General features: G+C 60.9%; 20 protein-coding genes and 3 pseudogenes. 18 read left to right on the top strand and 5 right to left on the bottom strand.

Annotated features, from left to right (window positions below; all coding sequences use genetic code 11):
- Positions 1–64 precede the first annotated feature (64 nt).
- Positions 65–853, bottom strand: coding sequence for a helix-turn-helix domain-containing protein (locus tag QWJ46_RS12760; RefSeq protein WP_302751457.1), 789 nt, complete (start codon positions 851–853; stop codon positions 65–67).
- 205 nt (positions 854–1,058) lie between these two features.
- Here QWJ46_RS12760 and gndA point away from each other — a divergent pair, with 205 nt between their 5' ends.
- The 4 genes and pseudogenes from gndA to QWJ46_RS12780 all read left to right on the top strand — a co-directional run bounded on the left by gndA (position 1,059) and on the right by QWJ46_RS12780 (position 4,400).
- A complete protein-coding gene (gndA, locus tag QWJ46_RS12765) occupies positions 1,059–2,510 on the top strand; it encodes an NADP-dependent phosphogluconate dehydrogenase (protein WP_302751458.1) in 1,452 nt (483 codons plus the stop codon).
- A gap of 167 nt (positions 2,511–2,677) precedes the next feature.
- Positions 2,678–3,172, top strand: coding sequence for a GNAT family N-acetyltransferase (locus tag QWJ46_RS12770; RefSeq protein ID WP_184457884.1), 495 nt, complete (start codon positions 2,678–2,680; stop codon positions 3,170–3,172).
- Positions 3,173–3,186: 14 nt separating this feature from the next.
- A pseudogene (locus QWJ46_RS12775) lies at positions 3,187–3,693 on the top strand (GNAT family N-acetyltransferase); the annotation flags it as partial.
- A gap of 89 nt (positions 3,694–3,782) precedes the next feature.
- Complete coding sequence (locus tag QWJ46_RS12780) at positions 3,783–4,400, top strand: trans-aconitate 2-methyltransferase (protein ID WP_302751459.1); 618 nt, start codon at positions 3,783–3,785, stop codon at positions 4,398–4,400.
- 5 nt (positions 4,401–4,405) lie between these two features.
- Here the strand turns inward: QWJ46_RS12780 and QWJ46_RS12785 are convergent, their stop codons facing one another.
- The 3 genes from QWJ46_RS12785 to QWJ46_RS12795 are packed head-to-tail and all read right to left on the bottom strand — an operon-like array spanning position 4,406 to position 6,667.
- Complete coding sequence (locus tag QWJ46_RS12785) at positions 4,406–4,939, bottom strand: AAA family ATPase (protein ID WP_302751460.1); 534 nt, start codon at positions 4,937–4,939, stop codon at positions 4,406–4,408.
- A gap of 3 nt (positions 4,940–4,942) precedes the next feature.
- On the bottom strand, positions 4,943–6,019 hold the full coding sequence (locus QWJ46_RS12790) for a D-alanine--D-alanine ligase family protein (protein WP_302751461.1): 1,077 nt from the start codon (positions 6,017–6,019) through the stop codon (positions 4,943–4,945).
- A gap of 33 nt (positions 6,020–6,052) precedes the next feature.
- The gene (locus tag QWJ46_RS12795) at positions 6,053–6,667 is read right to left on the bottom strand and encodes a C39 family peptidase (RefSeq protein WP_184457893.1); all 615 of its coding nucleotides are present in this window, start codon (positions 6,665–6,667) and stop codon (positions 6,053–6,055) included.
- A 168-nt stretch (positions 6,668–6,835) separates the two neighbouring features.
- Between QWJ46_RS12795 and QWJ46_RS31265 the strand changes: the two are divergent.
- A pseudogene (locus tag QWJ46_RS31265) lies at positions 6,836–7,725 on the top strand (LysR substrate-binding domain-containing protein); the annotation flags it as partial.
- 28 nt (positions 7,726–7,753) lie between these two features.
- Positions 7,754–7,953 (top strand): annotated as a pseudogene (locus tag QWJ46_RS12815) (tyrosine-type recombinase/integrase); the annotation flags it as partial.
- A 728-nt stretch (positions 7,954–8,681) separates the two neighbouring features.
- Here QWJ46_RS12815 and QWJ46_RS12820 read toward each other — a convergent pair.
- Positions 8,682–9,725 carry a LacI family transcriptional regulator gene (locus QWJ46_RS12820; RefSeq protein ID WP_302751463.1) on the bottom strand — a complete coding sequence of 348 codons (1,044 nt, stop codon included), beginning with the start codon at positions 9,723–9,725 and terminating at the stop codon, positions 8,682–8,684.
- 455 nt (positions 9,726–10,180) lie between these two features.
- Between QWJ46_RS12820 and QWJ46_RS12825 the strand changes: the two genes are divergently transcribed.
- The 12 genes from QWJ46_RS12825 (at position 10,181) to QWJ46_RS12880 (ending at position 24,979) form a co-directional block, all read left to right on the top strand.
- Positions 10,181–11,413 (top strand): ABC transporter substrate-binding protein, encoded by a 1,233-nt coding sequence (locus tag QWJ46_RS12825; protein ID WP_302751464.1) that lies wholly within the window; start codon positions 10,181–10,183, stop codon positions 11,411–11,413.
- A 152-nt stretch (positions 11,414–11,565) separates the two neighbouring features.
- Positions 11,566–12,471, top strand: a complete 906-nt coding sequence (locus QWJ46_RS12830) for a carbohydrate ABC transporter permease (protein WP_011425716.1) — start codon at positions 11,566–11,568, stop codon at positions 12,469–12,471.
- Positions 12,464–13,408 carry a carbohydrate ABC transporter permease gene (locus QWJ46_RS12835; RefSeq protein ID WP_184457899.1) on the top strand — a complete coding sequence of 315 codons (945 nt, stop codon included), beginning with the start codon at positions 12,464–12,466 and terminating at the stop codon, positions 13,406–13,408. Before QWJ46_RS12830 ends, QWJ46_RS12835 begins: the two co-directional genes overlap by 8 nt.
- 4 nt (positions 13,409–13,412) lie before the next feature.
- Positions 13,413–14,519, top strand: a complete 1,107-nt coding sequence (locus tag QWJ46_RS12840) for an ABC transporter ATP-binding protein (RefSeq protein WP_184457901.1) — start codon at positions 13,413–13,415, stop codon at positions 14,517–14,519.
- A gap of 348 nt (positions 14,520–14,867) precedes the next feature.
- The gene (locus QWJ46_RS12845) at positions 14,868–17,327 is read left to right on the top strand and encodes a glycoside hydrolase family 2 protein (protein ID WP_302751465.1); all 2,460 of its coding nucleotides are present in this window, start codon (positions 14,868–14,870) and stop codon (positions 17,325–17,327) included.
- A 39-nt stretch (positions 17,328–17,366) separates the two neighbouring features.
- On the top strand, positions 17,367–18,128 hold the full coding sequence (locus QWJ46_RS12850; RefSeq protein WP_302751466.1) for a sugar phosphate isomerase/epimerase: 762 nt from the start codon (positions 17,367–17,369) through the stop codon (positions 18,126–18,128).
- A gap of 8 nt (positions 18,129–18,136) precedes the next feature.
- Positions 18,137–19,270, top strand: coding sequence for a Gfo/Idh/MocA family protein (locus tag QWJ46_RS12855; protein ID WP_302751467.1), 1,134 nt, complete (start codon positions 18,137–18,139; stop codon positions 19,268–19,270).
- Positions 19,271–19,585: 315 nt separating this feature from the next.
- Positions 19,586–20,617, top strand: a complete 1,032-nt coding sequence (gene mgrA / locus QWJ46_RS12860; RefSeq protein ID WP_302751468.1) for an L-glyceraldehyde 3-phosphate reductase — start codon at positions 19,586–19,588, stop codon at positions 20,615–20,617.
- A gap of 281 nt (positions 20,618–20,898) precedes the next feature.
- A complete protein-coding gene (locus tag QWJ46_RS12865) occupies positions 20,899–22,512 on the top strand; it encodes a glycoside hydrolase family 43 protein (RefSeq protein WP_302751469.1) in 1,614 nt (537 codons plus the stop codon).
- A gap of 400 nt (positions 22,513–22,912) precedes the next feature.
- Complete coding sequence (locus QWJ46_RS12870; protein ID WP_302751470.1) at positions 22,913–23,203, top strand: hypothetical protein; 291 nt, start codon at positions 22,913–22,915, stop codon at positions 23,201–23,203.
- Between the two features lie 91 nt (positions 23,204–23,294).
- Positions 23,295–24,221, top strand: a complete 927-nt coding sequence (locus QWJ46_RS12875) for an ABC transporter ATP-binding protein (protein ID WP_184457913.1) — start codon at positions 23,295–23,297, stop codon at positions 24,219–24,221.
- Positions 24,218–24,979 (top strand): ABC transporter permease, encoded by a 762-nt coding sequence (locus QWJ46_RS12880; protein ID WP_302751471.1) that lies wholly within the window; start codon positions 24,218–24,220, stop codon positions 24,977–24,979. Before QWJ46_RS12875 ends, QWJ46_RS12880 begins: the two co-directional genes overlap by 4 nt.
- Positions 24,980–24,998 lie beyond the last annotated feature (19 nt).

Below are 24,998 nucleotides of genomic sequence, written 5' to 3' on the forward strand. Positions count from 1 at the left end.
CAGGTCCTTGTATTTTGGTTCCCTGACATAATAAGGCCGACCGGCGGTGTCTTGAACAAAACGGTCAGCTGGATCCTTCCCGCATGCCGAGTTGGTCGAGGATGATCGCAGGGGTGAGCGTCGAGAGTTCTGCGACCTCGCGTGTCATGTGGGCCTGGTCGGCAAAGCCTGCTTCGAGCGCGATCCGGGCGAGCGGCATCGTGTCCGCCCTGCGGCAGAGGTCGAGGAAACGCTGGAACCGGCGGATGCGTTCCAGAGTCTTTGCGCCATAGCCGAAATGATGGTGGCAGCGGCGGCGCAGCTGCCTTTCGCTCATGCCGAGCTTGCCGGACAGGCCGGAGGTTGGGCGGCCGCTGTCGGCGGCGGCGAAGATCATGGCGGCGTCGCGGGCAGGCTCCTCCTCGTTGCGCGCGGCCTCTTCAAGCAGACGGCCGAACAGCATCACGGCGGCGGGTTCCGGGCAATCCCGCAGCCGCGCCTCGAATTCGCTCGTGTCCGTCCGCCCGATGTCGGCAAGCGGCACCGAGAGGCCGACCAGCGCCGAGAGCGGCGTCTTCAGCCAGGATGCTGCGGCGCCCGGCGCAAAGCGCGCGCCAATGACGGTCGCGCCTGGCCTTATAACGGGGAAGGCCGCGATCCGGTCGGGGCCGGCGACTTCAAGCCGTCCGTCGATCCAGAGGAGATCACAATAACCATCCGGCACGATCGCCACCGTCCCCGCCGGTCCGTCGTTCAGCGTATGCGACCAGAGGCGGCTGAAATGGCGCCACAAGGCGGGCGGCGGCGCATATTCGCGGTAGCGGCCGGCGCGGGCCGCAAGCAGCGCCATGTCTTTTCGTCTTTTCGAAACCAAACGACATCTCCCGAGGTCCGCATGATAACATGAGATAGGGCGGTACGGGCGATCGTAAAAATTCGCGGCTTCCGGATCGGCCTGCAGATGAGAGGTTGTCGGACAAGTCAGACGATCAAAGCTGCATTTCATTGGCTTTTGCGAACCGATTAGACCCTCGCGAGACTTGCCGTTTGATCGAGACAGTGCCACAACACCGGTCCAAATGACACATCGGAGGTTTGTCGTGGAAAAGGCAGAAATCGGACTGATCGGCCTTGCGGTCATGGGCTCCAACCTGGCGCTCAACATCGCGGAGAAAGGCAATAAAATCGCGGTCTTCAACCGCACGCCTGAGAAAACCGATGAATTCTATGAAAGCGCCGGCGATCTGAAGAAGCAGATCATTCCTTGCAAGACCATCGAAGAGTTCGTCGATGCGATCCGGCCGCCGCGTCCGATCATCATCATGATCAAGGCCGGTGACGCCGTCGACCAGCAGATGGAAGCGCTGCGCCCGCATCTTGCCAAGGGCGACATCATGATCGATGCCGGCAACGCCAATTTCCGCGACACCGTCGCCCGCTTCGACCGCCTCAAGGATACGGAGCTGACCTTCATCGGCATGGGTGTTTCCGGCGGCGAAGAGGGTGCGCGCCACGGACCGTCGATCATGGTCGGCGGCACCGAGGAATCCTGGAAGCGCGTCGAGAAGGTGCTGACCTCGATTGCCGCCCGCTACAATGACGAGCCCTGCGTCGCCTGGCTCGGCAATGACGGCGCCGGCCATTTCGTCAAGACTATCCATAACGGCATCGAATATGCCGACATGCAGATGATCGGCGAAATCTACGGCATCCTGCGCGACGGTCTCGGCAAGAGCGCCTCCGAAATCTCCGGCATCTTCGGCGAATGGAACAAGGGTCGGCTGAACTCCTACCTGATCGAGATCTCCGAAAAGGTGCTTGCGGCGACCGATCCGGTTTCCGGCGGGCCGATGGTCGACATGATTCTCGACAAGGCAGGCCAGAAGGGCACCGGCAAGTGGTCGGCGATCGAGGCGCAGAACATGGGCATTCCGGCAACGGCGATCGAAGCCGCGGTCGCCGCCCGCAGCCTCTCCTCGATGAAGTCGCAGCGCGAAGCCGCCGAAAAGATCTTCGGCACGCAGGCCGTCTCTTTTCCGATCGCCTACGGCCCCGAGCTCAACAAGGATCTGGAACTGGCGCTGTTTGCCGCCAAGATCGGCGCCTATGCGCAGGGATTCGCCGTGATGGCGGAAGCTTCCAAGGAGTTCAACTGGTCGCTGCCGATGCCTGTTATCGCGAAGATCTGGCGCGCCGGCTGCATCATCCGCTCGCAGTTTCTCGACGAGATCACCAAGGCTTTCACCGATGCGCCCGATGCGGCGAACCTCATCGTCACGCCGGCCTTCTCGTCCATGGTCAAGGAATCGATCCCGGCACTTCGCCGCGTCGTGACCGCCGCTCTCGCCGCCGGCCTGCCGGTGCCGGCGCTGACCTCGGCGCTCACCTATTTCGACGCCTACCGCCAAGGCAGGGGAACGGCCAACCTCATCCAGGCCCAGCGCGACTTCTTCGGCGCTCACGGCTTCGACCGCCTCGATGGCAAGGATTTCCATCACGGCCCCTGGGGCAGCGGTGCGGCGACCTTCTGAGGTTTGCGGAGAAGACATCGAGGAAGCCCGGCCGTTGAGCCGGGCTTTTTTGTGAGATCGCTGCCTAGCCCGACACCTGTGTTGTTTCTGCCTGAGCAAACTGGCTTGTTGATTTCCGACTTTCCCTTCATAGCATTTGCGGAAGACCGTTCCGGAGAACTAAAGGAATGCTCATCCGATACGAGACGCCGGCAGATATCGAAGCTATTCAGAATTTGACCTCGATTGCCTTTGCGCCGATGCCCTATAGCGAGGGTACGGAAGCGGAGATCATCCGCAGGCTTCGCTTGAGCGGCGATCTGGCGATATCGCTGATTGCCGAGGAGGATGGCGAGATCCTGGGGCATGTCGCGTTCTCGCCGGTGACGGTCAACGGAGTACATGACGGCTGGTTCGGGCTGGGGCCGATATCGGTCACACCGGAGAGACAGCGGCAGGGTATCGGGAGGGCGCTTATGGCAAAAGGGCTCGAATTGCTGAAGGAGATGGGCGCGAGCGGGTGCACGCTGGTCGGCAATCCCGACGTCTACAGCGGTGCGGGCTTCAGCAGCGACGGCCAATTGACATATCATGATCTCGATACGCGGCTCGTGCAGCGGATTGTTTTTCGCGAGCCGGCGCCGAGCGGGGTGCTTCGGTTCGCTCCGGCGTTCGAAAACTAGCGGAAGGGCGAGACATGTCAGAGGCGGACGCTATCACCATCCGAACCGAGCGTCTGAAGCTTCGTATGCCTGACATCGACGATTTCGATGCCTATGCCCGGATAATGGCCTCGCCACGGTCCGCGGGGATGGGCGGCCCCTTTGATCTGCGCGCAGCATGGGGGATGTTCTGCCACGACGTCGCTCTCTGGCAGCTTTTCGGGCACGGAGCTCTGATGATCGATTTCGACGAAACCGGCGAATGTGTCGGCCAGGTGGGGATCAACCATGGGCCGCTCTTTCCGGAAAAGGAGTTGGGCTGGTTCGTTTATGACGGGTTCGAGGGCCGCGGCTATGCGACCGAGGCGGCCTCGGCGCTGCGGGCTGGGCCTTCAAGACGCTCAAGCTGTCGTCGCTCGTCAGTTATATCGCGCCTGGCAATTCTGCATCCGTTGCCGTTGCCGAACGGCTGGGGGCGCGTCTTGATCCGGAAGCGCCTAGAGCTGATCCTGCCGATCTCGTCTATTCGTCACCTAGCTTCCTACGACCGGGACATAAGCGATCGAGGCATGTCTCAATCCTTACATCTTGATAGGTCAGGATCGGACGCTGCAAGAAATGGGAATAGCGGATGACGGCCGCAAAACAGGAACATTGGGACGAGGTGTACCGCACGAAAGCGGCTGACAGCGTCAGCTGGTACCAGCCGACGCCCGCGCCTTCGCTCAGGGCTCTTGACGGGCTGCATCTGCCGGTTACGGCAGCGCTGATCGATGTCGGCGGCGGCGCGTCGAGCCTTGTCGACCGTCTCCTCGAGCGCGGCTGGTCCGACCTCACCGTTCTCGATATCGCTGCGCCGGCGTTGGATGTCGCCAAGGCACGGCTGCATGGTGACGCCGCCCGGGTCGCCTGGCTCGTGGCCGATGTCACTGAATGGCGACCAGGGCGGTGCTACGACATATGGCACGACCGCGCCGTCTTTCATTTCCTCACCGAGCCGGAGCAGCGGATCGCCTATCGCCGCGCCCTGGAAACCGGCACGGCGCCGGGCAGCGTCCTGATCATCGCCACCTTCGCACCTGACGGGCCGGAGCGGTGCAGCGGTCTGGCGGTTCAGCGTTACGATGCGGCGGCGCTCGCGTCGGAATTCTCCTCCGCATTCGCCCTGGAAAGCGAGTGGCGTGAGGAGCATAGGACGCCTGCCGGGGGGCGGCAGTCGTTCCAGTGGTGCGTCTTTCGTCGGCGTTAAGGCGACTAATTCGCCCCAAGGCGGTCGAGGATGAAATCGGCCCGTTCGGCAACCCCGATTTTTGGCAGTATGACGACGTCGTAACCGAGTGTCGGATAGGTCGCGGCGAGCCGGTCATATTCTGCGACGGCCTCTTCGAAGCCATGGCGGCGCTCGGGGTCGGTCGTGTAAATCTTGGGCCATGGCGGCGTCAGAAAAACGCTTCCGTTATATCGATGGGCGGCGCTCATTCGTTCCAGGACCGGTTCACCGGTCATGTGCTGCAGCGCCGAGGCGGCATCGATCAGCCCGCGGTCGAAAAACGTCCAGCCCTTCCATTCGCGCGCCGCCGTGTAGTCGGCCATCGCCATCTCGATCGCGCGACGGGCAAAGGCAATCGCGTCGATCCAGGGCAGGGCGGTTCCACCACTCTCGAGCTCCTGCTTGACGATCCGCCGGCCAGGCTCTTCGACGATCCTGTGACCGCGACGGCCAAGCTCAGCAAGCAGCGTCGATTTTCCGCCGCCGGAACATCCGGAAATCAGAACCGACCTGTTCATGAACTAGCCTGCCCTGCGGGCGCGCGCCATTCCGTGGTCCACCAGCCGGTCGATGACTTCGGCATAGCTGACGCCGCTTGCCGCCATTGCCTTGGAATACATGCTGATATCGGTGAAGCCGGGAATGGTGTTGAGCTCGTTGATGACGAAGCGCATGTCCGATGTCAGGAAAAAATCGACGCGCGCCATGCCGTCGCAGCCAACGGCCCGGAAAGCCCTTGCGGCCATGTCGCGCATGGCGGCCTCGACCTCCGCCGGCAGGTCGGCCGGCACCTTCAAGGCGGCCCCGTTCTCATCGACATATTTAGCGTTGTAATTGTAGAAGCCGTGACTTTCCGCCGGCACGATTTCGCCGGGCCGGGAGACGAAGAGATTGCCGTCGGTATCCTCCAGCACGCTGAATTCGATCTCGCGGCCGGCGACGAATTCCTCGGCAAGCAGGATCCTGTCATGGCGGAAGGCCTGCTCGAGCGCTGCGGCGAATTCCTGGCTGGCATGGACCTTGGCGACGCCGACCGACGATCCCTGTCGTGCCGGCTTGATGAAGAGCGGCAGGCCGAGTTCGGCTTCGAGCGCGGAGAGTGAAGGGGCGGCGCCCTCGTGGATCGTCACGGCGCGCGCCACCGGCAGGCCCGACGCCCGCAGCAGACGCTTGGCGATATCCTTGTCCAGCGCGGCGGCTGAGCCGAGGATGCCGCAGCCGGCGAGCGGCACGCGCGCCACTTCAGCTGCGCCCTGCACCGATCCGTCCTCACCATACGGGCCGTGCAGCACGGGAAACAGGATGTCGATCCTTGGCAATTCATGCGGCGCGCCATGGGCTGACATCGCCAGCATGCGCCCGCGGCCGCCCGGCACGAGGCAGATTTCCGTGCCTGACGAAGGTGTCGCCAGCCGGCCGTCCTCGAAGCTGCTCAGCAGCCATTGTCCCTCGCGGGTGACGAAGACGGGAAGGGCATCGTATTTGTCGGGCTCCAGGGCAGCCATCACGTTGGTCGCCGAGAGGATGGAAACTTCGTGCTCGGCCGAACGGCCGCCGAAGAGCACGGCAATGCGCAGCCTGTTGGGGGAAGGGGTCATGAAAGCCTCCGAAGCGATGGGATGTCGGAAAGATCAGGCCTCGACCGATATACCGCGATTGGCAAAAAAACGATCGAAGACGGCAAGCGGTAGCGTGACATCGGCCTGGCTTGCCGCGTCATGGCCGGACGGATTGTGGAAGCGGATCGTCTCCTGCGAGGCCGCCGTCACCAACACGAGATGCCCGCCCTTTGCCGGCGGCTCGTGCTCCGGCCAGCGGATGCCCGAATGCACCGAGGCGATGAAGAACCGGCGTTTCGACAGAAGTTCTGATATGGCTGACGTCTCGACGTTGGTCATCGTCTCGGCGCCGAGCCCGAAACGTTCGCTCACGAAGCGGACGAAGGGAGCGTAGATTAGCCCCTTGATCGAAGCGTCGATCTCGTTGACGACATAGCCGCCGTAAACCGTGCAGGCGCGGGCAAGCTCGAGAGTAGGATGGATCTCGCCGCGCGCGGCTAGGATCATCTTCAGGCAGGCCATGCCGCAGACATTCATCGCCCAGCGCGCATATTCTTCGATGGTCGCGGCTCCCGAATGGCGCCAGAGCGGATCGCTGAGCAGCGCTTGCGATCCCTCGGCAAGCACCGGCAGCGTCATGCCGGGCGTTTCCCATTGGCTGAAATAAGGCACGCTGCTTTCATGCATTCTGTCGATTTCCCCGTGGCTCATCTGCGGGATGGCTGGCAATCAAGGCTTTTTTCGAGCCATTGCGCCACCGAGCGAATCCAACGGTAGGGCGGTTTTCATTCAGGTCCACTTAATTAAAATAAGGAGATAAGTTAGAAATTATGGATGATTGCCGAGGAGCCGGATTTGGATTTCTTCCGATTGCGCACGCTGCGCGAGCTCTCGCGCAGGGAGACGATGGCTGCCGTTGCCGATGCGCTCGGCATTCGTCCTCGGCGGTTTCCCAGCAGGTCGCTCAGCTGAGGACGAGACGGGGATTGCGCTGGTCGAGCGGCGCGGGCGAGGGGTGGCGCTGACGGGTGCCGGCCGGCTACTGGTCGAACATGCCTACCGCCTCTTCGCCATCGTCGAGGAAGCCAGAACCAATATTGCCGCGCTGAAGAATACCGTCGCGGGCGACCTGCGGATCGCCGCCCAGCCTTCGTCCGCATAGTCCTTCATTCCCACCGCCCTGCGGCAGCTGGCGATCGATCATCCCCAACTCGATATCATCATGACGACGATGGGGCCGTCAGAAGGGCTGGCGGAACTCAGGGTCTGGCAGGCCGATATCGTCGTTGCCGACGATATATCCCTCGATCCGCATGCGCTTAGCGACGCGGTCGACAGGCTGTTCCTGTGCCGGGACCAGCTCTTCGTGCTGCTGCCCGTCGGTCACAGGCTGAAAAACGAGCCGGCCATCGAACTTACTCAGCTACGGGATGAACGCTGGACGCTCCGACGTCGCCTCCAGCGCCTATTGCAAGGCGATCCGCCAAGCCTGCCGCGATACCGGTTTCGAACCCGTCATCAATGGTTTCAGCGATAGTTTCGAGGTGATTTTCGCGCTTGTCGAAGCCGGCTGCGCGATTTCGGGGATGCCCGGCCTGGCGCTTCGCGATTTCCGCGGCAGGCTGATCGTCAAACCGCTTGCCCCACCTGCCTATCGCGGCATCCACGCGATCACGCGGCGCGGCGAGGGGCGCAACCCAAAGATTGCGGCAGTGCTGGAGCAACTGGCGAGGAGCGTGCCGAGGGCTGATTGCAGTATGCGAGCATCGTTCAGTCCGGAGCATTGGACTCGAAACGAGCGCCTATGGAACTCATTCGATGCGCCGAACGAACGCCGCCTTGATCTACAAGAAGACGGGAAACCTCCGCGCGGTCCAAATCCTACTTGGCCACACCAGACTAGAGAGCACCGTCCAGTATCTCGGGATCGAGATCGATGACGACTACGGATCGCGGAGCAGATCGAGCTCTGAACTAGGCGACCGTCGGCGGAAGCCGGTGGTCGCCAACGCACCAGAAGCGGTCATCTTTCTAAGTATACACGAAAGTCAGCTCTTGACCTCATTCCGGAAGTTTGAGCGTGAATACAAACCTGCAACGCTGCCGTCAGGCGTGCTACGAGTTGGCCATCGCCAACTGGTCTCGGGGTCTAGCGTTGAGAACCTTATTTCGAGGACTGTCATTTGTCGGATACGCCATTGGTGGCGTTTTCGCAATTTGGACGTTGGTGTGGATAGTTCTAGGCATCAGCTTCAAACCGAGCATTCCGTATTTCGAAGGATTCCTAAATCAGAAGTATAAAGGCTATAAAAGCACCGAGGGCCGAGTGATCCGGTGTGAATCCTGGACAGAGGATTATTCTGAGTACGTGATTAGCTGTAGGTATTTTCGCCAAGCAAAAGCCGAGGAACCAACTTACCACGCATTTGACAAATGGGGCGGTTACATCGGAAGTCGCGATGGCGGTTGATTGCAGTTTTTAGGACAGAGGGCACATTCCATCCAGTGTCTGCCATTGGCAGTCTTGATCGTCAAAAGCTGCTAGTCTTCTCTTCACCCATCTCAGCTAATCCGCAGTTTAATTCTGACGCAATGGGCCGAAAGCAGCCACCGGCGGCTTTTACCGGCTGACGGCAGGGTAAGATACGCCGCAGCCGCCGGTCACGCTGCGGCTCCTTATTCGCTCACTTGCGCCACCACCCTATCTGTCAGCCTCCGGCCACATCGGCTGGCTGATGCTCTGGAGCAGTTCGGGTTCGACGCCGTCGATGCGAGCGATGACGGCCTTGGCCATTTCGCGGCCGGCCTGGCGCACGTCTTCCTGGGCGGTGATGATTTCGGGGCGGATCCAGTTGAGGATCGGCACCGACTGCTTGGAGACCATGTCGAGATCGCGGCCGAGGGCCTTGCCGGCGGCCTCGATGCCGGCATTGACGGCGATCGCAGCGCTGCCGGCCGAGCAGACGATGCCGTCAGGCGCGTTGCCCGAGCGCATCATCACTTCGATGGCGTCACGGATATCGGCGAGCGGCGCGTCGGTGTTGACGCGCAGCGGCACTTCTTCGGCACCGTAATCGTGTAGGCCGGTCTGGAAGCCGATGCGGATATGGGCGTAATAGGTGAGCTTGCTCGGCGGCTGCAGCAAGGCGATGCGCCGCCGGCCCCGTTTGACGAGGCGTTCCACCGCCTGATGGGCGAAGGCCTCGTTGTCGAAATCGTGGAAGGGGTGGATGAGGCCTGCATCGGTGCGTCCGTGCGTGGCAAAGGGCATGCCGCGCTCGGACAAGAGCCGCACGCGCGGGTCGTCCGGTTCGATGCGCGAGATGATGACGCCGTCGGCCGAGCCGGTTTCAAGAATATAGCGCACCGGCAGCATTGGGTCCTTGCTGTGGGAATGCGGGGTCACGACAATATGATAGGGGGTGCCGGACAGCACTTCCGATATGCCGAAGACCATCTGGCTCGAGAAGCCCATGATCTCCTCGTCGATGCTGAGGACGAGGGCGATGACGTTGGTCTTGCCGGTGCGCAGGCGCACCCCCGCCCGGTTCGGTTGGTAGCCGAGCTGACGGGCGACCATGCGCACCCGCTCCTTGGTCTCAGCCCCGATATCGGGTGCATCTTTCAAGGCGCGCGATACTGTGGTCACCCCGAGGCCGGTCATGAAGGCGATCGTCTTCAATGTCGGGCGCTCGCGCGTCACCGCCGTCGATGCAGCCTGTCCGAAATTTCCCTTGTTTTCCATCCCTGTAGGCCTGCCTCACGCGAATTGGTCTCGCTTATAGAGGCTTTTTCAGACGCCGTAAGCCCGTCGCCTGCCAAAAATCGCGCCTCCCTGAGGAATTCAATCTGTAACGATACAGTAGAAATGTCGAGTGGTTTTTCTTGTGTGCGTCGCAGCATCATTCGCATAAGTTGAATCGGTGATTGCTACAGGATTTTTCTGCAGCTGCGAAAAAGGTAGTGCGGCGCTCGAAACTGTAGTTTGAAAATTATCATTAAATTTCAGGACAATAATCGGGAGCGGCATGTGCGGAAAAGTCTGGCTGGCTGCCGATTCAGCGGGTGTAGCGCCTCCTTTCGAAACAGTCAGAAGTGGCAATCCGGATCTTTAAAGAAAAATTTGCGGGCGGGCAGTTGCGTGGAGAAATCGATTGATCTAAGTTTTTCCGGTAACGTTTCAGTGAGGGAGGAGAACTCATGAAAATTCGTATGATGGCGGCCATGCTTGCCGCTTCCGCCGCGCTTCCGATCAGCGCCAGCGCCACCGATCTCGAAGTCACCCATTGGTGGACGTCCGGCGGCGAGTCCGCTGCTGTCGCCGAGCTGGCAAAGGCATTTGACGCCACCGGCAACCACTGGGTCGACGGTGCTATCGCCGGTTCCGGCGGTACTGCTCGCCCGATCATGATCAGCCGCATCACCGGGGGCGACCCGATGGGCGCCACCCAGTTCAACCATGGCCGCCAGGCCGAGGAACTGGTTCAGGCCGGCCTGATGCGCGACCTGACCGATGTCGCGACCGCGGAGCACTGGAAGGACATTATTCGTCCGTCGAGCCTGCTCGATTCCTGCACGATCGACGGCAAGATCTACTGCGCTCCGGTGAACATCCACTCCTGGCAGTGGCTGTGGCTTTCGAACGCGGCCTTCAAGAAGGCCGGCATCGAAGTTCCGAAGAACTGGGACGAATTCGTCGCTGCCGCTCCGGCTCTCGAAAAGGCCGGTATCATTCCGCTTGCTGTCGGCGGTCAGCCATGGCAGGCGACAGGCGCCTTCGACGTGCTGATGGTCGCGGTCGCCGGCAAGGACGTCTTCAACAAGGTGTTCAAGGACAAGGATGCAGAGGTTGCCGCCGGACCTGAGATCGCCAAGGTCTTCAAGGCTGCCGACGATGCCCGCCGCATGTCCAAGGGCAGCAACGTCCAGGATTGGAACCAGGCGACCAACCTCGTCATAACAGGCAAGGCCGGTGGCCAGATCATGGGTGACTGGGCGCAGGGCGAATTCGCACTCGCCGGTCAGAAGGCCGGCTCCGACTATACCTGCCTCCCGGGCCTTGGTGTCAACGAGATCATCTCGACCGGCGGCGACGCCTTCTACTTCCCGCTGCTGAAGGATGAGGAAAAGTCCAAGGCGCAGGCCGTGCTCGCCAAAACCCTGCTCGATCCCAAGACCCAGGTTGCCTTCAATCTGAAGAAGGGCTCGCTGCCGGTTCGCGGCGACGTCGATCTCGCCGCGGCAAACGACTGCATGAAGAAGGGTCTCGACATCCTGGCCAAGGGCAATGTGATCGAAGGCACCGACCAGCTGCTTTCGGCCGACAGTCAGAAGCAGAAGGAAGATCTCTTCTCCGAATTCTTCGCCAACCCGTCGATGACGCCGGAAGACGCTCAGAAACGTTTCGCCGCCATCATCGCTTCGGCTGACTGATCGGCAGGTTCGCTGCCCTTGCGATCCGGCTCCCCCGGAGCCGGATCCTCCCGCAAGTTTCGACGATCTTGCCGGCCCTTCCGGCGGACCGTGCGGGCATGGGTGAGAGACGGCCGTCACCGGCCGCAGCTGCGATTTGAGGAGAAGTGTTCATGACGGGTCAAGCGCAAGCAGGCCGGCCAATCAAGCTACTGCGCAATCTGAATGCCAAGATTGCGTCCATCCCGATGATCCTGACAGCGCTGGTGATCTTTGTCGGCGGCACGTTCTGGACGGTCTTTTATTCCTTCACCAATTCCAAGCTCCTCCCGCGGTTGAGCTTCGTCGGCTTCGACCAGTATCACCGTCTCTGGGCGGCACCCCGCTGGGTTACTGCCATCGAAAATCTGGCCCTCTACGGCGTCCTCTCGCTGATCTTCAGCCTGGTCATCGGATTTGTGCTCGCCGCGCTCATGGATCAGAAGATCCGTTTCGAAAACACTTTTCGCACCATCTTTCTCTACCCCTTCGCGCTGTCCTTCATCGTGACCGGTCTCGTCTGGCAGTGGGTTCTGAACCCGGATTTCGGCGTCCAGTCGGTGGTGCGTTCGCTCGGCTGGACAAGCTTCACCTTCAATCCGCTCTATACGCCCGAAATCGTCATCTACGGGATTCTGATCGCGGCGCTCTGGCAGGGAACGGGCCTCGTCATGTGCCTGATGCTTGCGGGTCTGCGCGGCATCGACGAGGATATCTGGAAAGCGGCCCGCGTCGACGGCATCCCGATGTGGAAGACCTACCTGCTCGTCGTCATTCCGATGATGCGGCCCGTGTTCATCACGACGATCGTCATCATCGCCTCGGGCATCGTCAAGGTCTACGACCTCGTGGTGGCGCAGACTTCGGGCGGTCCCGGCATCTCATCCGAAGTGCCGGCCAAATATGTCTACGATTACATGTTCCAGGCGCAGAATCTGGGTCAGGGCTTCGCTGCATCGACGATGATGCTTGTCACGGTCGCGATCATCATCGTTCCGTGGGCCTATCTGGAGTTCGGAGGAGGGCGCAAGCGTGGCTGATATCGAAACTCTCAACACCACGGCTGCCGGCCTCGACGCCGTCTCAAAGAGGCTTGGCGACGGTCCGAGCGGTCCGAGGCCGCGCCCGACGCTGTCAGCGCGCAACATCATGCTCTACGGAACGCTGACGGTTGCAGCGCTCTATTATCTGCTGCCGCTCTATGTGATGGTCGTGACTTCACTGAAGGGCATGCCGGAAATCCGTCTCGGCAACATCTTCTCGCCGCCGATGGAGATCACCTTCGAACCCTGGGTCAAGGCCTGGGCGGAGGCCTGCACGGGCTTGAACTGCGATGGCCTGTCGCGCGGTTTCTGGAATTCGGTGCGCATCACGGTGCCGTCGGTCGTCATCTCGATCGCGATCGCCTCGGTGAATGGCTATGCGCTGGCAAACTGGCGGTTCAAAGGTTCCGAGCTGTTTTTCTCGATCCTCATCATCGGGGCCTTCATTCCCTATCAGGTGATGATCTATCCGATCGTCATCATCCTGCGCGAAATCGGCATCTACGGCACGCTGACCGGCCTTGTCATCGTGCACTCGATCTTCGGCATGCCGATCCTGACACTGCTCTTCCGCAACTATTTTGTGTCGCTGCCGGAAGAACTGTTCAAGGCGGCGCGCGTCGACGGGGCGGGCTTCTGGCAGATCTTCCTGAAGATCATGATGCCGATGTCGCTGCCGATCTTTGTCGTCGCCATGATCCTGCAGGTCACAGGCATCTGGAACGACTTCCTGTTCGGTGTCGTCTTCACCCGGCCGGATACCTATCCGATGACGGTGCAGCTCAACAACATCGTCAATTCCGTCCAGGGCGTGAAGGAATACAACGTCAACATGGCAGCGACGATCCTCACCGGCCTGGTGCCGCTGATCGTCTATTTCGTCTCCGGGCGGCTTTTCGTTCGCGGCATCGCCGCTGGCGCAGTGAAGGGGTGATCACATGAACATGAATTCAACTGTCTCCAATTCCAGCGTCTCGATCAAAGATCTGTCGCTGAACTTCGGATCGGTCAGCGTGCTGAAGGATCTCAACCTCGACATCAACGACGGCGAATTCCTGGTACTGCTCGGATCGTCCGGCTGCGGCAAGTCGACCTTGCTCAATTGCATCGCCGGCCTGCTCGACGCTTCGGAAGGGCAGATTTTCATCAAGGGCAAGAACGTCACCTGGGAAGAGCCGAAGGACCGCGGCATCGGCATGGTCTTCCAGTCCTATGCGCTCTATCCCCAGATGACCGTCGAGAAGAACCTCTCCTTCGGCCTCCGCGTCGCCAAGGTGCCGCAGGCCGAGATCGACAAACGCGTGGCGCGTGCGGCCGAGATCCTGCAGATCCAGCCGCTCTTGAAGCGCAAGCCGGCGGAGCTTTCCGGCGGCCAGCGCCAGCGCGTGGCGATCGGCCGGGCGCTGGTGCGCGATGTCGACGTCTTCCTGTTCGACGAACCGCTTTCCAACCTTGACGCCAAACTGCGTTCAGAACTGCGTGTCGAGATCAAGCGCCTGCACCAGTCGCTGCAGAATACGATGATCTACGTGACGCACGACCAGATCGAGGCGCTGACGCTGGCTGATCGCATCGCCATCATGAAGAGCGGCATCATCCAGCAGCTCGACGATCCGACGACGATTTACAATAGGCCGCGCAACCTTTTCGTCGCCGGCTTCATCGGCTCACCGTCGATGAATTTTCTGCGGGGCGAACTGGTCAAAACAGGTGACGGCATCGCTTTTACCGCAAACGGCGTCAATTTCTCGCTCGCCGCCTATGATGCCAACGAGACTCTGCAGCCCGGCCGCAAGGTGGTGCTCGGCGTTCGCCCCGAGCACATCAAGGTCAACGAGAATACCGGCGGCGAAGAACATGACGCTACCGTCGATATCGAGGAACCGATGGGGGCGGACAATCTTCTGTGGCTGAAACATGCCGGTCACACGATGTCGGTCCGCGTCAACGGCGCACGCCGCTTTGATGTCGGGGTCAAGGTGAAGCTCAGCTTCGACATGGCGCTGGCTTCGGTGTTCGATGCGGAGAGTGAGCTGCGTCTCTAGGGGAATTTTGCGGGCGGGGTCGGAGATGGTGCCGCCTGCCTGATGTGGGGCCAATAGGCCAAGGCGAGTTTGGCAAGAAGCCCAACCCCGTTTTCCGTCATCCTCGGGCTCGACCCGAGGATCTATGCCCGCTGCTGCTGGTGGGTGCCGTTTGGATCCTCGGGTCAAGCCCGAGGATGACGGAGAGCGGGGCGGACGGAAAGACTCAAGGGCGCTGCTACACATCTCTTCTCCCCAGCGGGCGAAGGTGCTGGCAGGCGGATGAGGGGCGAGGCGAGCGACGAACGACAGCTACCGGACGGCGACCACGCGCCGTCCATCCCAAAAACGTAATTCGGAAATGATATCGTGACGCAACAATCGACCCCCTCCAGCATCGACCTTTCCGGTTCGTGGCAGCTCACCTCCGTTGATGGCGAGATCAAAACCGTCATCACCCTACCAGGCGACGTGCACACGGCTCTGCATCGGGCCGGCCTGATCCCCAATCCCTATTTCGGTCGCAACGAGGAGAAGGTGCAGTGGGTAGCCCAGCGTGAATGGGCGGTCGAGCGCAGCTTTATGCTGCAGGAGGTCGAAGGCGACTGGTATCTTGATATCGACTATCTGGACACGGTCGCCAGCGTCTATGTCAACGGTTTCCTGGCGCTCGAAGCCGACAACAGCTTCCGCCGCTACCGGCCTGATGTTTCCAGCATGCTGAAAGCGGGCGACAACTCGATCCGCATCGTCTTTGCCTCTAATCCCGGCGTCGGCGCCGAACGGCAGAAAAAGCAGCCCTTCTACATTCCCTACAGCACCGGCAATTCGCCGATCCCCGACGGCAACATGCTGCGCAAGCCGCAATGCCATTTCGGCTGGGACTGGAACATCGCCATCGCGCCGCTCGGCCTTTACGGCACGGTCGCGCTGAAGAAGCTCGAAACGGCGCGCATCGAACATGTCGTCACCCGCCAGGTCCACAATAATGACGGCTCGGTCGACCTAACGGTCACCGCGAGCCTCTATTCCAAGCATGCCGGCGTCGCCCAGATCTACTTCGAGTTCGACGGCGAGCGTGTGCGCCTCGACGTCGGCGTCAAAGGCGAGACTGAGGTCAATTATCTCTTCCATATCGACGAGCCGCGGCCCTGGTGGCCTTCCGGCAGCGGCGAGCAGGCGCTCTACACGCTGTCGGTGGAAGTGTCCGACGAGGTGGTGACCAGGCAAATCGGCCTTCGCACCATCGAGCTGATCACCACGCCAGATGCAGCCGGCGCGCGCTTCGCCTTCAGGATCAACGGCCGCGAGATCTTCTGCCGCGGCGCCAACTGGATTCCAGCCGACGCGCTCTATTCGCTGTCTTCGCCTGAGAAGACGGAAGATCTGCTGCAATCGGCGAAAGCCGCCAACATGAACATGATCCGTGTCTGGGGCGGCGGCTTCTACGAGCAGGATCATTTCTACGATCTCTGCGACCGGCTCGGCCTCCTCGTCTGGCAGGACTTCATGTTCGCCTGCAACCTCTATCCCTCGACCGAGGACTTCCTCGACAATGTCGCGATCGAGGTGGATTACCAGGTGCGCCGGCTCTCCTCGCATCCTTCGATCGCGCTCTGGTGCGGCGATAACGAGCTGGTAGGAGCGCTGACCTGGTTCGAGGAATCGCGGAAGGACCGCGACCGCTATCTCGTTTCCTATGACCGCCTCAACCGCACGATCGAGCAGGCGGTGAAGAGGGCGCTGCCCGGTGCGCTGTGGTGGCCGTCGAGCCCGGCCTCGGGCTACCTCGATTTCGGCGATGCGTGGCATGCCGACGGCTCCGGTGACATGCATTACTGGTCGGTCTGGCACGAGAACAAGTCGTTCGACAATTACCGTACGGTGCGCCCGCGATTCTGCTCGGAATTCGGCTTCCAGTCCTATACCTCGCTGCCCGTCATCAGGACCTATGCCGAGGAGAAGGATATGAATATTGCTTCTCCCGTTATGGAGCTGCACCAGAAGAATGCCGGCGGCAACGAGCGCATCGCCGGCACGATGTTCCGCTATTTCCGCTTCCCCAAGGATTTCCCCAACTTCGTCTATCTCTCACAGATCCAGCAGGGGCTGGCGATCAAGACGGCGGTGGAATATTGGCGGTCGCTGAAGCCCCATTGCATGGGCACTATTTACTGGCAGCTCAACGACACCTGGCCGGTCGCCTCCTGGTCTAGCCTCGATTATGGCGGCCGCTGGAAGGCGATGCATTATCTCGTCAAACGGTTCTTCCAGCCGGTGGCGGTTGCCGTCATTCCCTCGGAAGACGGCAAGACGATCCGCTTCTCGCTCGTTAACGACACGCTTTCAGATGTCAACGTCGATCTGTCGATCTCGCTTCTCACGATGAAGGGCGAGCGGAAACATCTGAAAGACGTGCAGGCCATGTGTTCCCCGGATGCGGCGGTGACAGCCGCGACGATCGATGTGTCCGAGATTACCGAGGGAACGTTGCTTGCCTGGCATTTCACCGCGTCGAACGGCATGGGCGGCGAGGGGCACCATGTCAACGGCACCTATAAGGCGCTGGAACTGGAACCCTCGGGCCTGACCGTTACCCACGAATATGTCGAGAAGAGCGGCGCGATCGACATCAACGTCACCGCCAGGGGACTTGCACTCTTCGTGATGATCGAGAGCGAGACGGACGGCAAATATTCCGACAATGCCTTCGACCTTGCAGCAGGCGAGAGCCGCCGCATTACCTTCACCCCGGCACATCCGCTCGAACGCGGCAAGCTGCCGGAATTCCGCTTCTACGACCTGCATTCCTGCCAATCGGCGGATTGATCCTTCCAAGAAATGGGCACGAGGCCCAAGGAGAATAAGATGACGAAACTCAGCTACCAGCTCTACAGTGCGCGCAACTTCCAGCCCTATTCGGCGATTTTCGAAAAGCTCGGCAAGGCGGGCTATGCGGAAGTCGAGGGCTTCGGCGGCATTTATGCCGATCTCGATGATGCCGGCCTGAAGAGCCTTCGCGCCGAACTCGACAAGAACGGCCTCGTTATGGCGAGCGGGCATTTCAGCCCCGACTTCCTGGAGAAGGAAGTTCAGAAGTCGCTGAACATCGCCAAGATTCTCGGCATGGATTCGATTTATGCTCCGCATTTGGCGGCGGACCAGCGTCCCTCGGACGGAGCCGGTTGGCTGGCCTTCGGCAAGCGCCTGCAGGAAATGAGCAAACCCTACAAGGATGCCGGCTATGAGTTCGGCTGGCACAACCACGACTTCGAATTCGTCAAGCTCGCCGACGGCTCGCTGCCGATCGAGCGCATTTTCGAAGGCGCGCCCGACATTTCCTGGGAAGCCGATATCGCCTGGGTCATCCGCGGCGGCGCCGATCCCTTCGCTTGGATCGAGAAGCTCGGCTCGCGCATCACCGCAGTTCACGTCAAGGACATCGCGCCGGCCGGCGAAGCTAAGGACGAGGACGGCTGGGCCGATGTCGGCCATGGCAAGGTCGAGTGGGCAAAGCTGATTGCGGCGCTGCGCGCCACCAGGGCGAAGCACTTCGTCGTCGAACATGACAATCCTAAAGATATCGACCGCAACATCAGCCGCTCGATCGCATCCTTCAAGACTTATTGAGGCACATCATGACCAGGGAACTTGGCGTCGGCATCATCGGATGCGGCAACATCTCCACTACCTATTTCTCGCTCGCACCGCTCTTCAGGGGGCTGAAGGTGCTGGCCTGCGCCGATATCAACGTGCAGGCAGCCGAGGCCCGCGCCAAGGAATATGGCGTGAAGGCACAGACGATCGACGCGCTTCTCGCCAATGACGAGATCGACGTCGTCGTCAACCTGACGATCCCGGATGCGCATTTTCCGGTGTCGAAGGCGATCCTCGAAGCCGGCAAACACGTCTATTCGGAAAAGCCGCTGGTGCTTTCGCTGGAGCAGGGCGAAGAGCTTCGCCGCATCGCCAAGGCCAAGAACCTTGCCGTCGGTTGCGCGCCCGACACTTTCCTCGGTGGCGCGCATCAGCTCGCCCGCAAGTTCGTCGACGATGGCGGCATCGGCCGGGTCACTTCGGGCGCCTGCTACGTCATGAGCCCTGGCATGGAGATGTGGCATCCGAACCCGGATTTCTTCTTCCTGCCAGGCGGCGGTCCGATCCTCGATCTCGGCCCTTATTACATCGCCAATCTGATCAACCTGATCGGCCCTGTGAAGCGCGTCGGCGCCATGACCTCGATGGCATCGGCGACCCGGACGATCACCAGCCAGCCGCGCCATGGCGAGATCATCCCGGTCAAGACGCCGACGACGATCCAGGCGCTGCTCGAATTCGTCAGCGGCGCCACCGTGACGCTGTCGGCGAGTTGGGATGTGTGGTCGCACCGCCATGCCAATATGGAGCTCTACGGCACCGACGGCTCGCTTTACGTGCCGGACCCGAATTTCTTCGGCGGCACCGTCGAAGCTAGCGGCCGCGACAAGGACATCAAGCCGCTGGAGGACTGGGATCATCCCTTCGGCAAGATCAACCAGGAAAACCCGAACGGGGCGCGCGCCAACTACCGCACGGCCGGTCTTGCCGATATGGCGATGGCGCTGATCGAGGGACGCGACGCGCGCTGCTCGCTCGACCGCACGCTGCACGGCGTCGACGTCATGACCTCGATTCTGAAATCGGGCGAGGAAGGCCGCTTCATCGACCTGACGACGACCTGCACGCAGCCGGCTGCGCTTGGCATCGAAGAGGCGCTGGCGCTGTTGAAGTAGTAGAAACTCGCGCCGTGCGCTTGCCGTAGCGGCACGGTTGTCTCAATAATTCCGTCATCCTTGGGGCTGTCCCACGGCTGTTCGGTTCGTGCCGACGGCTGCCCCTCACCCTAACCCTCTCCCCGTAAAAACGGGGAGAGGGGACGTGCCAGATGCAGTGCCGAGTTTGAGATTGAGGAAGCGGTGCGGCATGTCCCTTCGCGCCGTTTACGGGGAGAAGGTGGCGGCAGCCGGATGAGGGGCAGGTGTCGGCAATCTCTTGGGCCGAGGATGTCGCATGACGATCACAAGATATTTTATCAAGGAGACATTCAGATGAGCTGGCAACCGGCCGCAGACCGTTATTCAAAGATGAAGTATAACCGCACCGGCCGTTCCGGCCTGAAGCTGCCGGCCGTCTCCCTCGGCCTCTGGCACAATTTCGGCGGTGACACGCCGCATGACCGCAAGATCGACATGTGCCGCACGGCCTTCGATCTCGGCATCACCCATTTCGATCTCGCCAACAATTACGGGCCGCCTCCCGGCAGCGCCGAGACCGCTTTCGGCGAAATCCTGCGCACCGAATTTGCCGGGCTTCGCGACGAACTGATCATTTCCTCGAAGGCCGGCTACGATATGTGGCCGGGTCCCTATGGCGAATGGGGAAGCCGGAAATACCTGATCGCTTCCTGCGACCAGAGCCTGAAGCGAATGGGTCTCGATTATGTCGATATCTTCTATTCGCATCGCTTCGATCCGGAGACGCCGCTCGAGGAAACCTGCGGCGCGCTCGACCAAATCGTCCGCTCCGGCCGGGCGCTCTATGTCGGCATCTCTTCCTATAATTCGCAGCGCACGCGCGAAGCCGCGGCGATCCTCAAGGATCTCGGCACGCCGTGCCTGATCCATCAGCCGAGCTATTCCATGCTCAACCGCTGGGTCGAGGACGACAGGCTGCTCGATACGCTCGACGACGTCGGCATGGGTTCGATTGTGTTCTCGCCGCTCGCCCAGGGCATGCTGACAACGAAGTATCTCGGCGGTATTCCGGCCGACAGCCGGGCGGCGCAGAATCATTTCCTGAAGCGCGACTTCATCCGTCCTTCGATCATCGACAATATCAGGAAGCTCAACGAGATCGCCGAACGGCGTGGCCAGACGCTGGCGCAGATGGCGATTGCCTGGGTGCTGCGCGGTGGGCGTGTGACCTCGGCGCTGATCGGCGCCAGCCGCTCCTCGCAGATCGTCGATTGCGTCAAGGCGCTGGATAATATCGAGTTTTCGGCTGAGGAGCTGAAGGAGATCGATGTCTATGCCAAGGAGGCGGATATCAATCTCTGGGCGAGGTCGGCCGAGCGGGATTAAGAGAGAGGTGGGAGTGCTGCTTGCTCTCTCTTTTCCCCAACGGGGAGAAGGTGGCCCGAAGGGTCGTATGAGGGGGCCACACGGCACGCCTTTGCTTGCCTTCGCTTGCGCTCAGTGCACTCGCGGCTTTGCCGCTCGCCCCCTCCATCTGCCCTGTCGGGCATCAACCGGGCGAGCCACAGGTCTCGCCCGTCCTTCGGACCCCCGCTGGGGAGAAGGGGAAGGCGAGATAGCCACGCCAATCTGACGTACGTACCACATTTTGTTTCGGAGGAGCCGCTATGATCCGTAATCCCATCCTGCCCGGGTTCAATCCCGATCCGTCGATCTGCCGCGTCGACGACGATTATTACATCGCCACCTCGACTTTCGAATGGTATCCGGGTGTGCAGATTCATCATTCGCGAGACCTGGTGAACTGGACGCTGGTGCGCCGGCCACTGGAGCGTGCCTCGCAACTCGATATGCGCGGCAATCCCGACAGCTGCGGCATCTGGGCGCCATGCCTTTCCTATGCCGACGGCCAGTTCTGGCTTGTTTATACCGACGTCAAGCGCTTCGACGGCAATTTCAAGGATGCGCATAATTACATCGTGACTTCGCCTTCCATCGAGGGCGAATGGTCCGAGCCGGTCTATGTGAATTCCTCCGGCTTCGATCCCTCGCTCTTCCATGACGATGACGGCCGCAAATGGTTCGTCAACATGCAGTGGAACCATCGCACCGAAAGCTTCGGCGGTTCGCCGAAATCGCCCGCCTTCGACGGCATCCTGCTGCAGGAATGGGATCCGGCGACCAAGGCGCTGAAAGGCCCGATCCGCAACATCTTCGCCGGCAGCCCGCTCGGCCTCGTCGAAGGCCCGCATCTCTTCAAGAGGAACGGCTGGTATTATCTCACGACCGCCGAGGGCGGCACCGGCTATGACCATGCCGTCACCATGGCGCGTTCGCGCCGCATCGAAGGGCCCTATAAGATGCATCCGAACATGCATCTGATCACCTCTAAGGATCATCCGGGCGCAGTGCTGCAGCGGGCAGGGCACGGCCAATATGTCGAGACACCGGATGGGCAGGCCTATCACACTCATCTCTGCGGCCGGCCGCTGCCGCCGAAACGGCGATGCACGCTGGGGCGCGAAACGTCCCTGCAGAAATGCGTGTGGCGCGACGATGATTGGCTCTATCTGGAAAACGGCACCTCCGTACCCGATGTCGATGTGCCGGGTCCCTTCGGCGCTGCGCCGGTGGAGAAGCCGATGCGCAGCGAGTACAGTTTCGATGGGCGCGCGTTGCCGGCCGATTTCCAGTGGCTGCGCACGCCCGAACCCCAGCGCATCTTCAATCTGACGGACCGTCCCGGCCATCTCAGGCTGATCGGGCGCGAAAGCATCGGCTCCTGGTTCGAGCAGTCGCTGGTCGCGCGCCGGCAGGAGCATCATAGTTTCCGCGCCGAGACCGTGATCGAATTTGCGCCCGACACCTATCAGCAGGTCGCGGGGCTGACGCATTATTACAACCGCCACAAGTTCCACGCGATTGCCGTGACGCTGCACGAAACGCTCGGCCGCTGCGTGACCATCCTCTCCTGCAACGGCGACTACCCGAACGGCCGCCTCAGCTTTCCCGCTGAAAGCGGTGTCGCGATCCCGGCCGACGGCCGTGTCCAGCTTGCGATGGAAATCCGCGAAAATGACCTGCAATTCTTCTGGCAGACGGAAGGCAAGGGCGCCTGGCAACGGATCGGCCCTGTCCTCGACGCCGGCGTGATTTCCGACGAGGGCGGGCGCGGCGAACACGGCTCTTTCACCGGTGCCTTTGCCGGCTTGTTCGCCTTCGATACCTCCGGGCGAGGGAAGACGGCGGATTTCGATTGGTTCAATTATGATGAATTGTGAGGGGTGGCCTTTATCCTTGCGCTTCGCTTTCGCTCAGCGCATTCGCTCCTGAAATCGCTTACCCCCTCATCTGCCTGCCGGCATCTTCTCCCCGCTGGGGAGAAGGGACTCGTGGCAGCGCCTCGCTCCCATTGAGACCTTTACGGTAGGAAACGATAGTCGGGGGCTCACTCCCCTTCTCCCCAGCGGGGAGAAGATGCCCGTAGGGCAGATGAGGGGGGTGAGGAGCGTTAGCGACGAACGCCTTGAGCGGCAAGCGAAAGGCATTAATGGCTACATGTATCCGCCTCGAAGGACGAGGTCGGCCATCCGCCGCAACGACACATCAAAAAGAAAAGCCGGCGCAGAGGCCGGCTGAGACGAACGCGGCTGCACAGGGATACTGGCCGGTTCCAAACGCTTGGTGACTGAACAATTACTTTCATTACATGCCGAGGCAGCGGAAAAGGGCGCAACGAGAACGCCGGTAAGACGGCTCCGCAAAGGAATGGGCGGCGGGGCGGATGCCGGTGCTTGCCTCGGCTCTCTTATCGAGCATGAATATCACCGGATGATGACATCCGGAGCCGACCGCTGCCTTTCTTTCAGGGGAGAGTCGGCGGCGGGCGACGGCAATCGAAAGCCGGCTATCGCAGGCTTGTCACCGATGGGTGATCGGCTTGATGAAGGCGACGGTGTTGGCGAGGCGTGAATGCAGTGTTCATGTTCCCGAAGGATGTCAAAGCGTCACAGAGCGACTATATAGCGGGCCGAAATACTTCGAGCATCCGCAAGAGTCCTGCATGGCCCCCATTATTTCCGTTCAGAACCTGACCAAGACTTATGCCAACGGGTTCGAGGCCCTGAAGGGCATCAACCTCGATGTCGAGAAGGGCGAGATCCTGGCTCTGCTCGGGCCGAACGGAGCCGGCAAGACGACCCTGATCTCGATCATCTGTGGCATCGCCAATCCGAGCGGCGGCCGCGTGCTGGTGGACGGCCAGGATGTCGTAAAGGATTTCCGCGCGACCCGCTCGATGATCGGACTGGTGCCGCAGGAGCTGACGACCGATCAGTTCGAGACGGTGTTCAACACAGTCAGCTTTTCGCGCGGGCTGCATGGCAAGAAGGCTAATCCCGCGCATATCGAGAAGGTGCTGCGGGCGCTCTCGCTTTGGGACAAGAAGGACAATATGCTGCGTCAGCTCTCCGGCGGCATGAAACGACGGGTGCTGATCGCCAAGGCGCTTTCCCATGAGCCGGATATTCTTTTCCTCGACGAGCCGACTGCTGGCGTCGACGTGACGCTGCGCAAGGACATGTGGCACGTTGTCGAAGAACTCCGGGCTTCGGGCGTCACCATCATCCTGACGACCCATTATATCGAAGAGGCCGAGGAAATCGCCGACCGCGTCGGCGTCATCAATGGCGGCGAGTTGCTGCTCGTCGAGGAAAAGGCGGCGTTGATGGCCAAGCTCGGCCGCAAGCAGCTCATCCTCGATTTGGCGGAACCGCTGAGCCGGCTGCCAGACTGTTTTGCCGGCAATGGCCTCACTCTCGAAGCGGACGGAAGCCGCCTGACTTATGATTTCGACGCCGATAACGAGCAGGAAAGCATCGCGACGCTGCTGACCCGGCTCGGCGAGAACAATATCCATTTCAAGGATCTCTCGACGCGGCAGAGTTCGCTCGAAGATATCTTCGTGGCGCTGGTGGGAGCGAGCAAATGAACTTCGAAGCGGTCAAATCGATCTATTTCTTCGAGATGGCGCGTACGCGCCGCACGCTGCTGCAGAGCGTCATCTCACCTGTCATCTCGACCTCGCTTTATTTCATCGTCTTCGGTGCCGCGGTCGGTTCGCGCATCCAGGAAGTGGAGGGTGTATCCTACGGTGCTTTCATCACGCCGGGTCTCATCATGCTGACGCTGCTCGGCCAGTGCATCAGCAACGGCTCCTTCGGGATCTATTTCCCGAAATTCACCGGCACGATCTATGAGGTGCTGTCGGCGCCCGTGGCGATGACGGAGATACTGCTCGGTTATGTCGGGGCGGCGGCCACCAAGGGCCTGATCATTGGCGTCATCATTCTCTTGACCGCCAATCTCTTCGTCGACGTCAGGATCGAACATCCCTTCATGATGATCCTGTTTTTCCTGTTGACCGCGATCACTTTCAGCCTGTTCGGCTTCATGATCGGCATCTGGGCCGGCAATTTCGAGCAGCTGAACCTCATTCCGATGCTTGTCGTGCCGCCGCTGACCTTTCTCGGCGGCAGTTTCTATTCCGTCAGCATGCTGCCGCCCTTCTGGCAGGCGGTCAGCCACCTCAACCCGGTGCTCTATCTCGTCAGCGGCTTCCGCTGGAGTTTTTACGGGATTGCCGATGTCAACCCGGCGATCAGCCTGGCGATGATCACCGTGTTCCTGGCAATCTGCCTGGGAATGCTCGGCTGGATCTTCAAGACCGGATACCGGCTGCGCAACTGACCGCTTGAACGTCGATGAT

The sequence above is a fragment of the Rhizobium sp. CBN3 genome (assembly GCF_030518245.1).
Classification (GTDB): Bacteria; Pseudomonadota; Alphaproteobacteria; order Rhizobiales; family Rhizobiaceae; genus Rhizobium; species Rhizobium aethiopicum_A.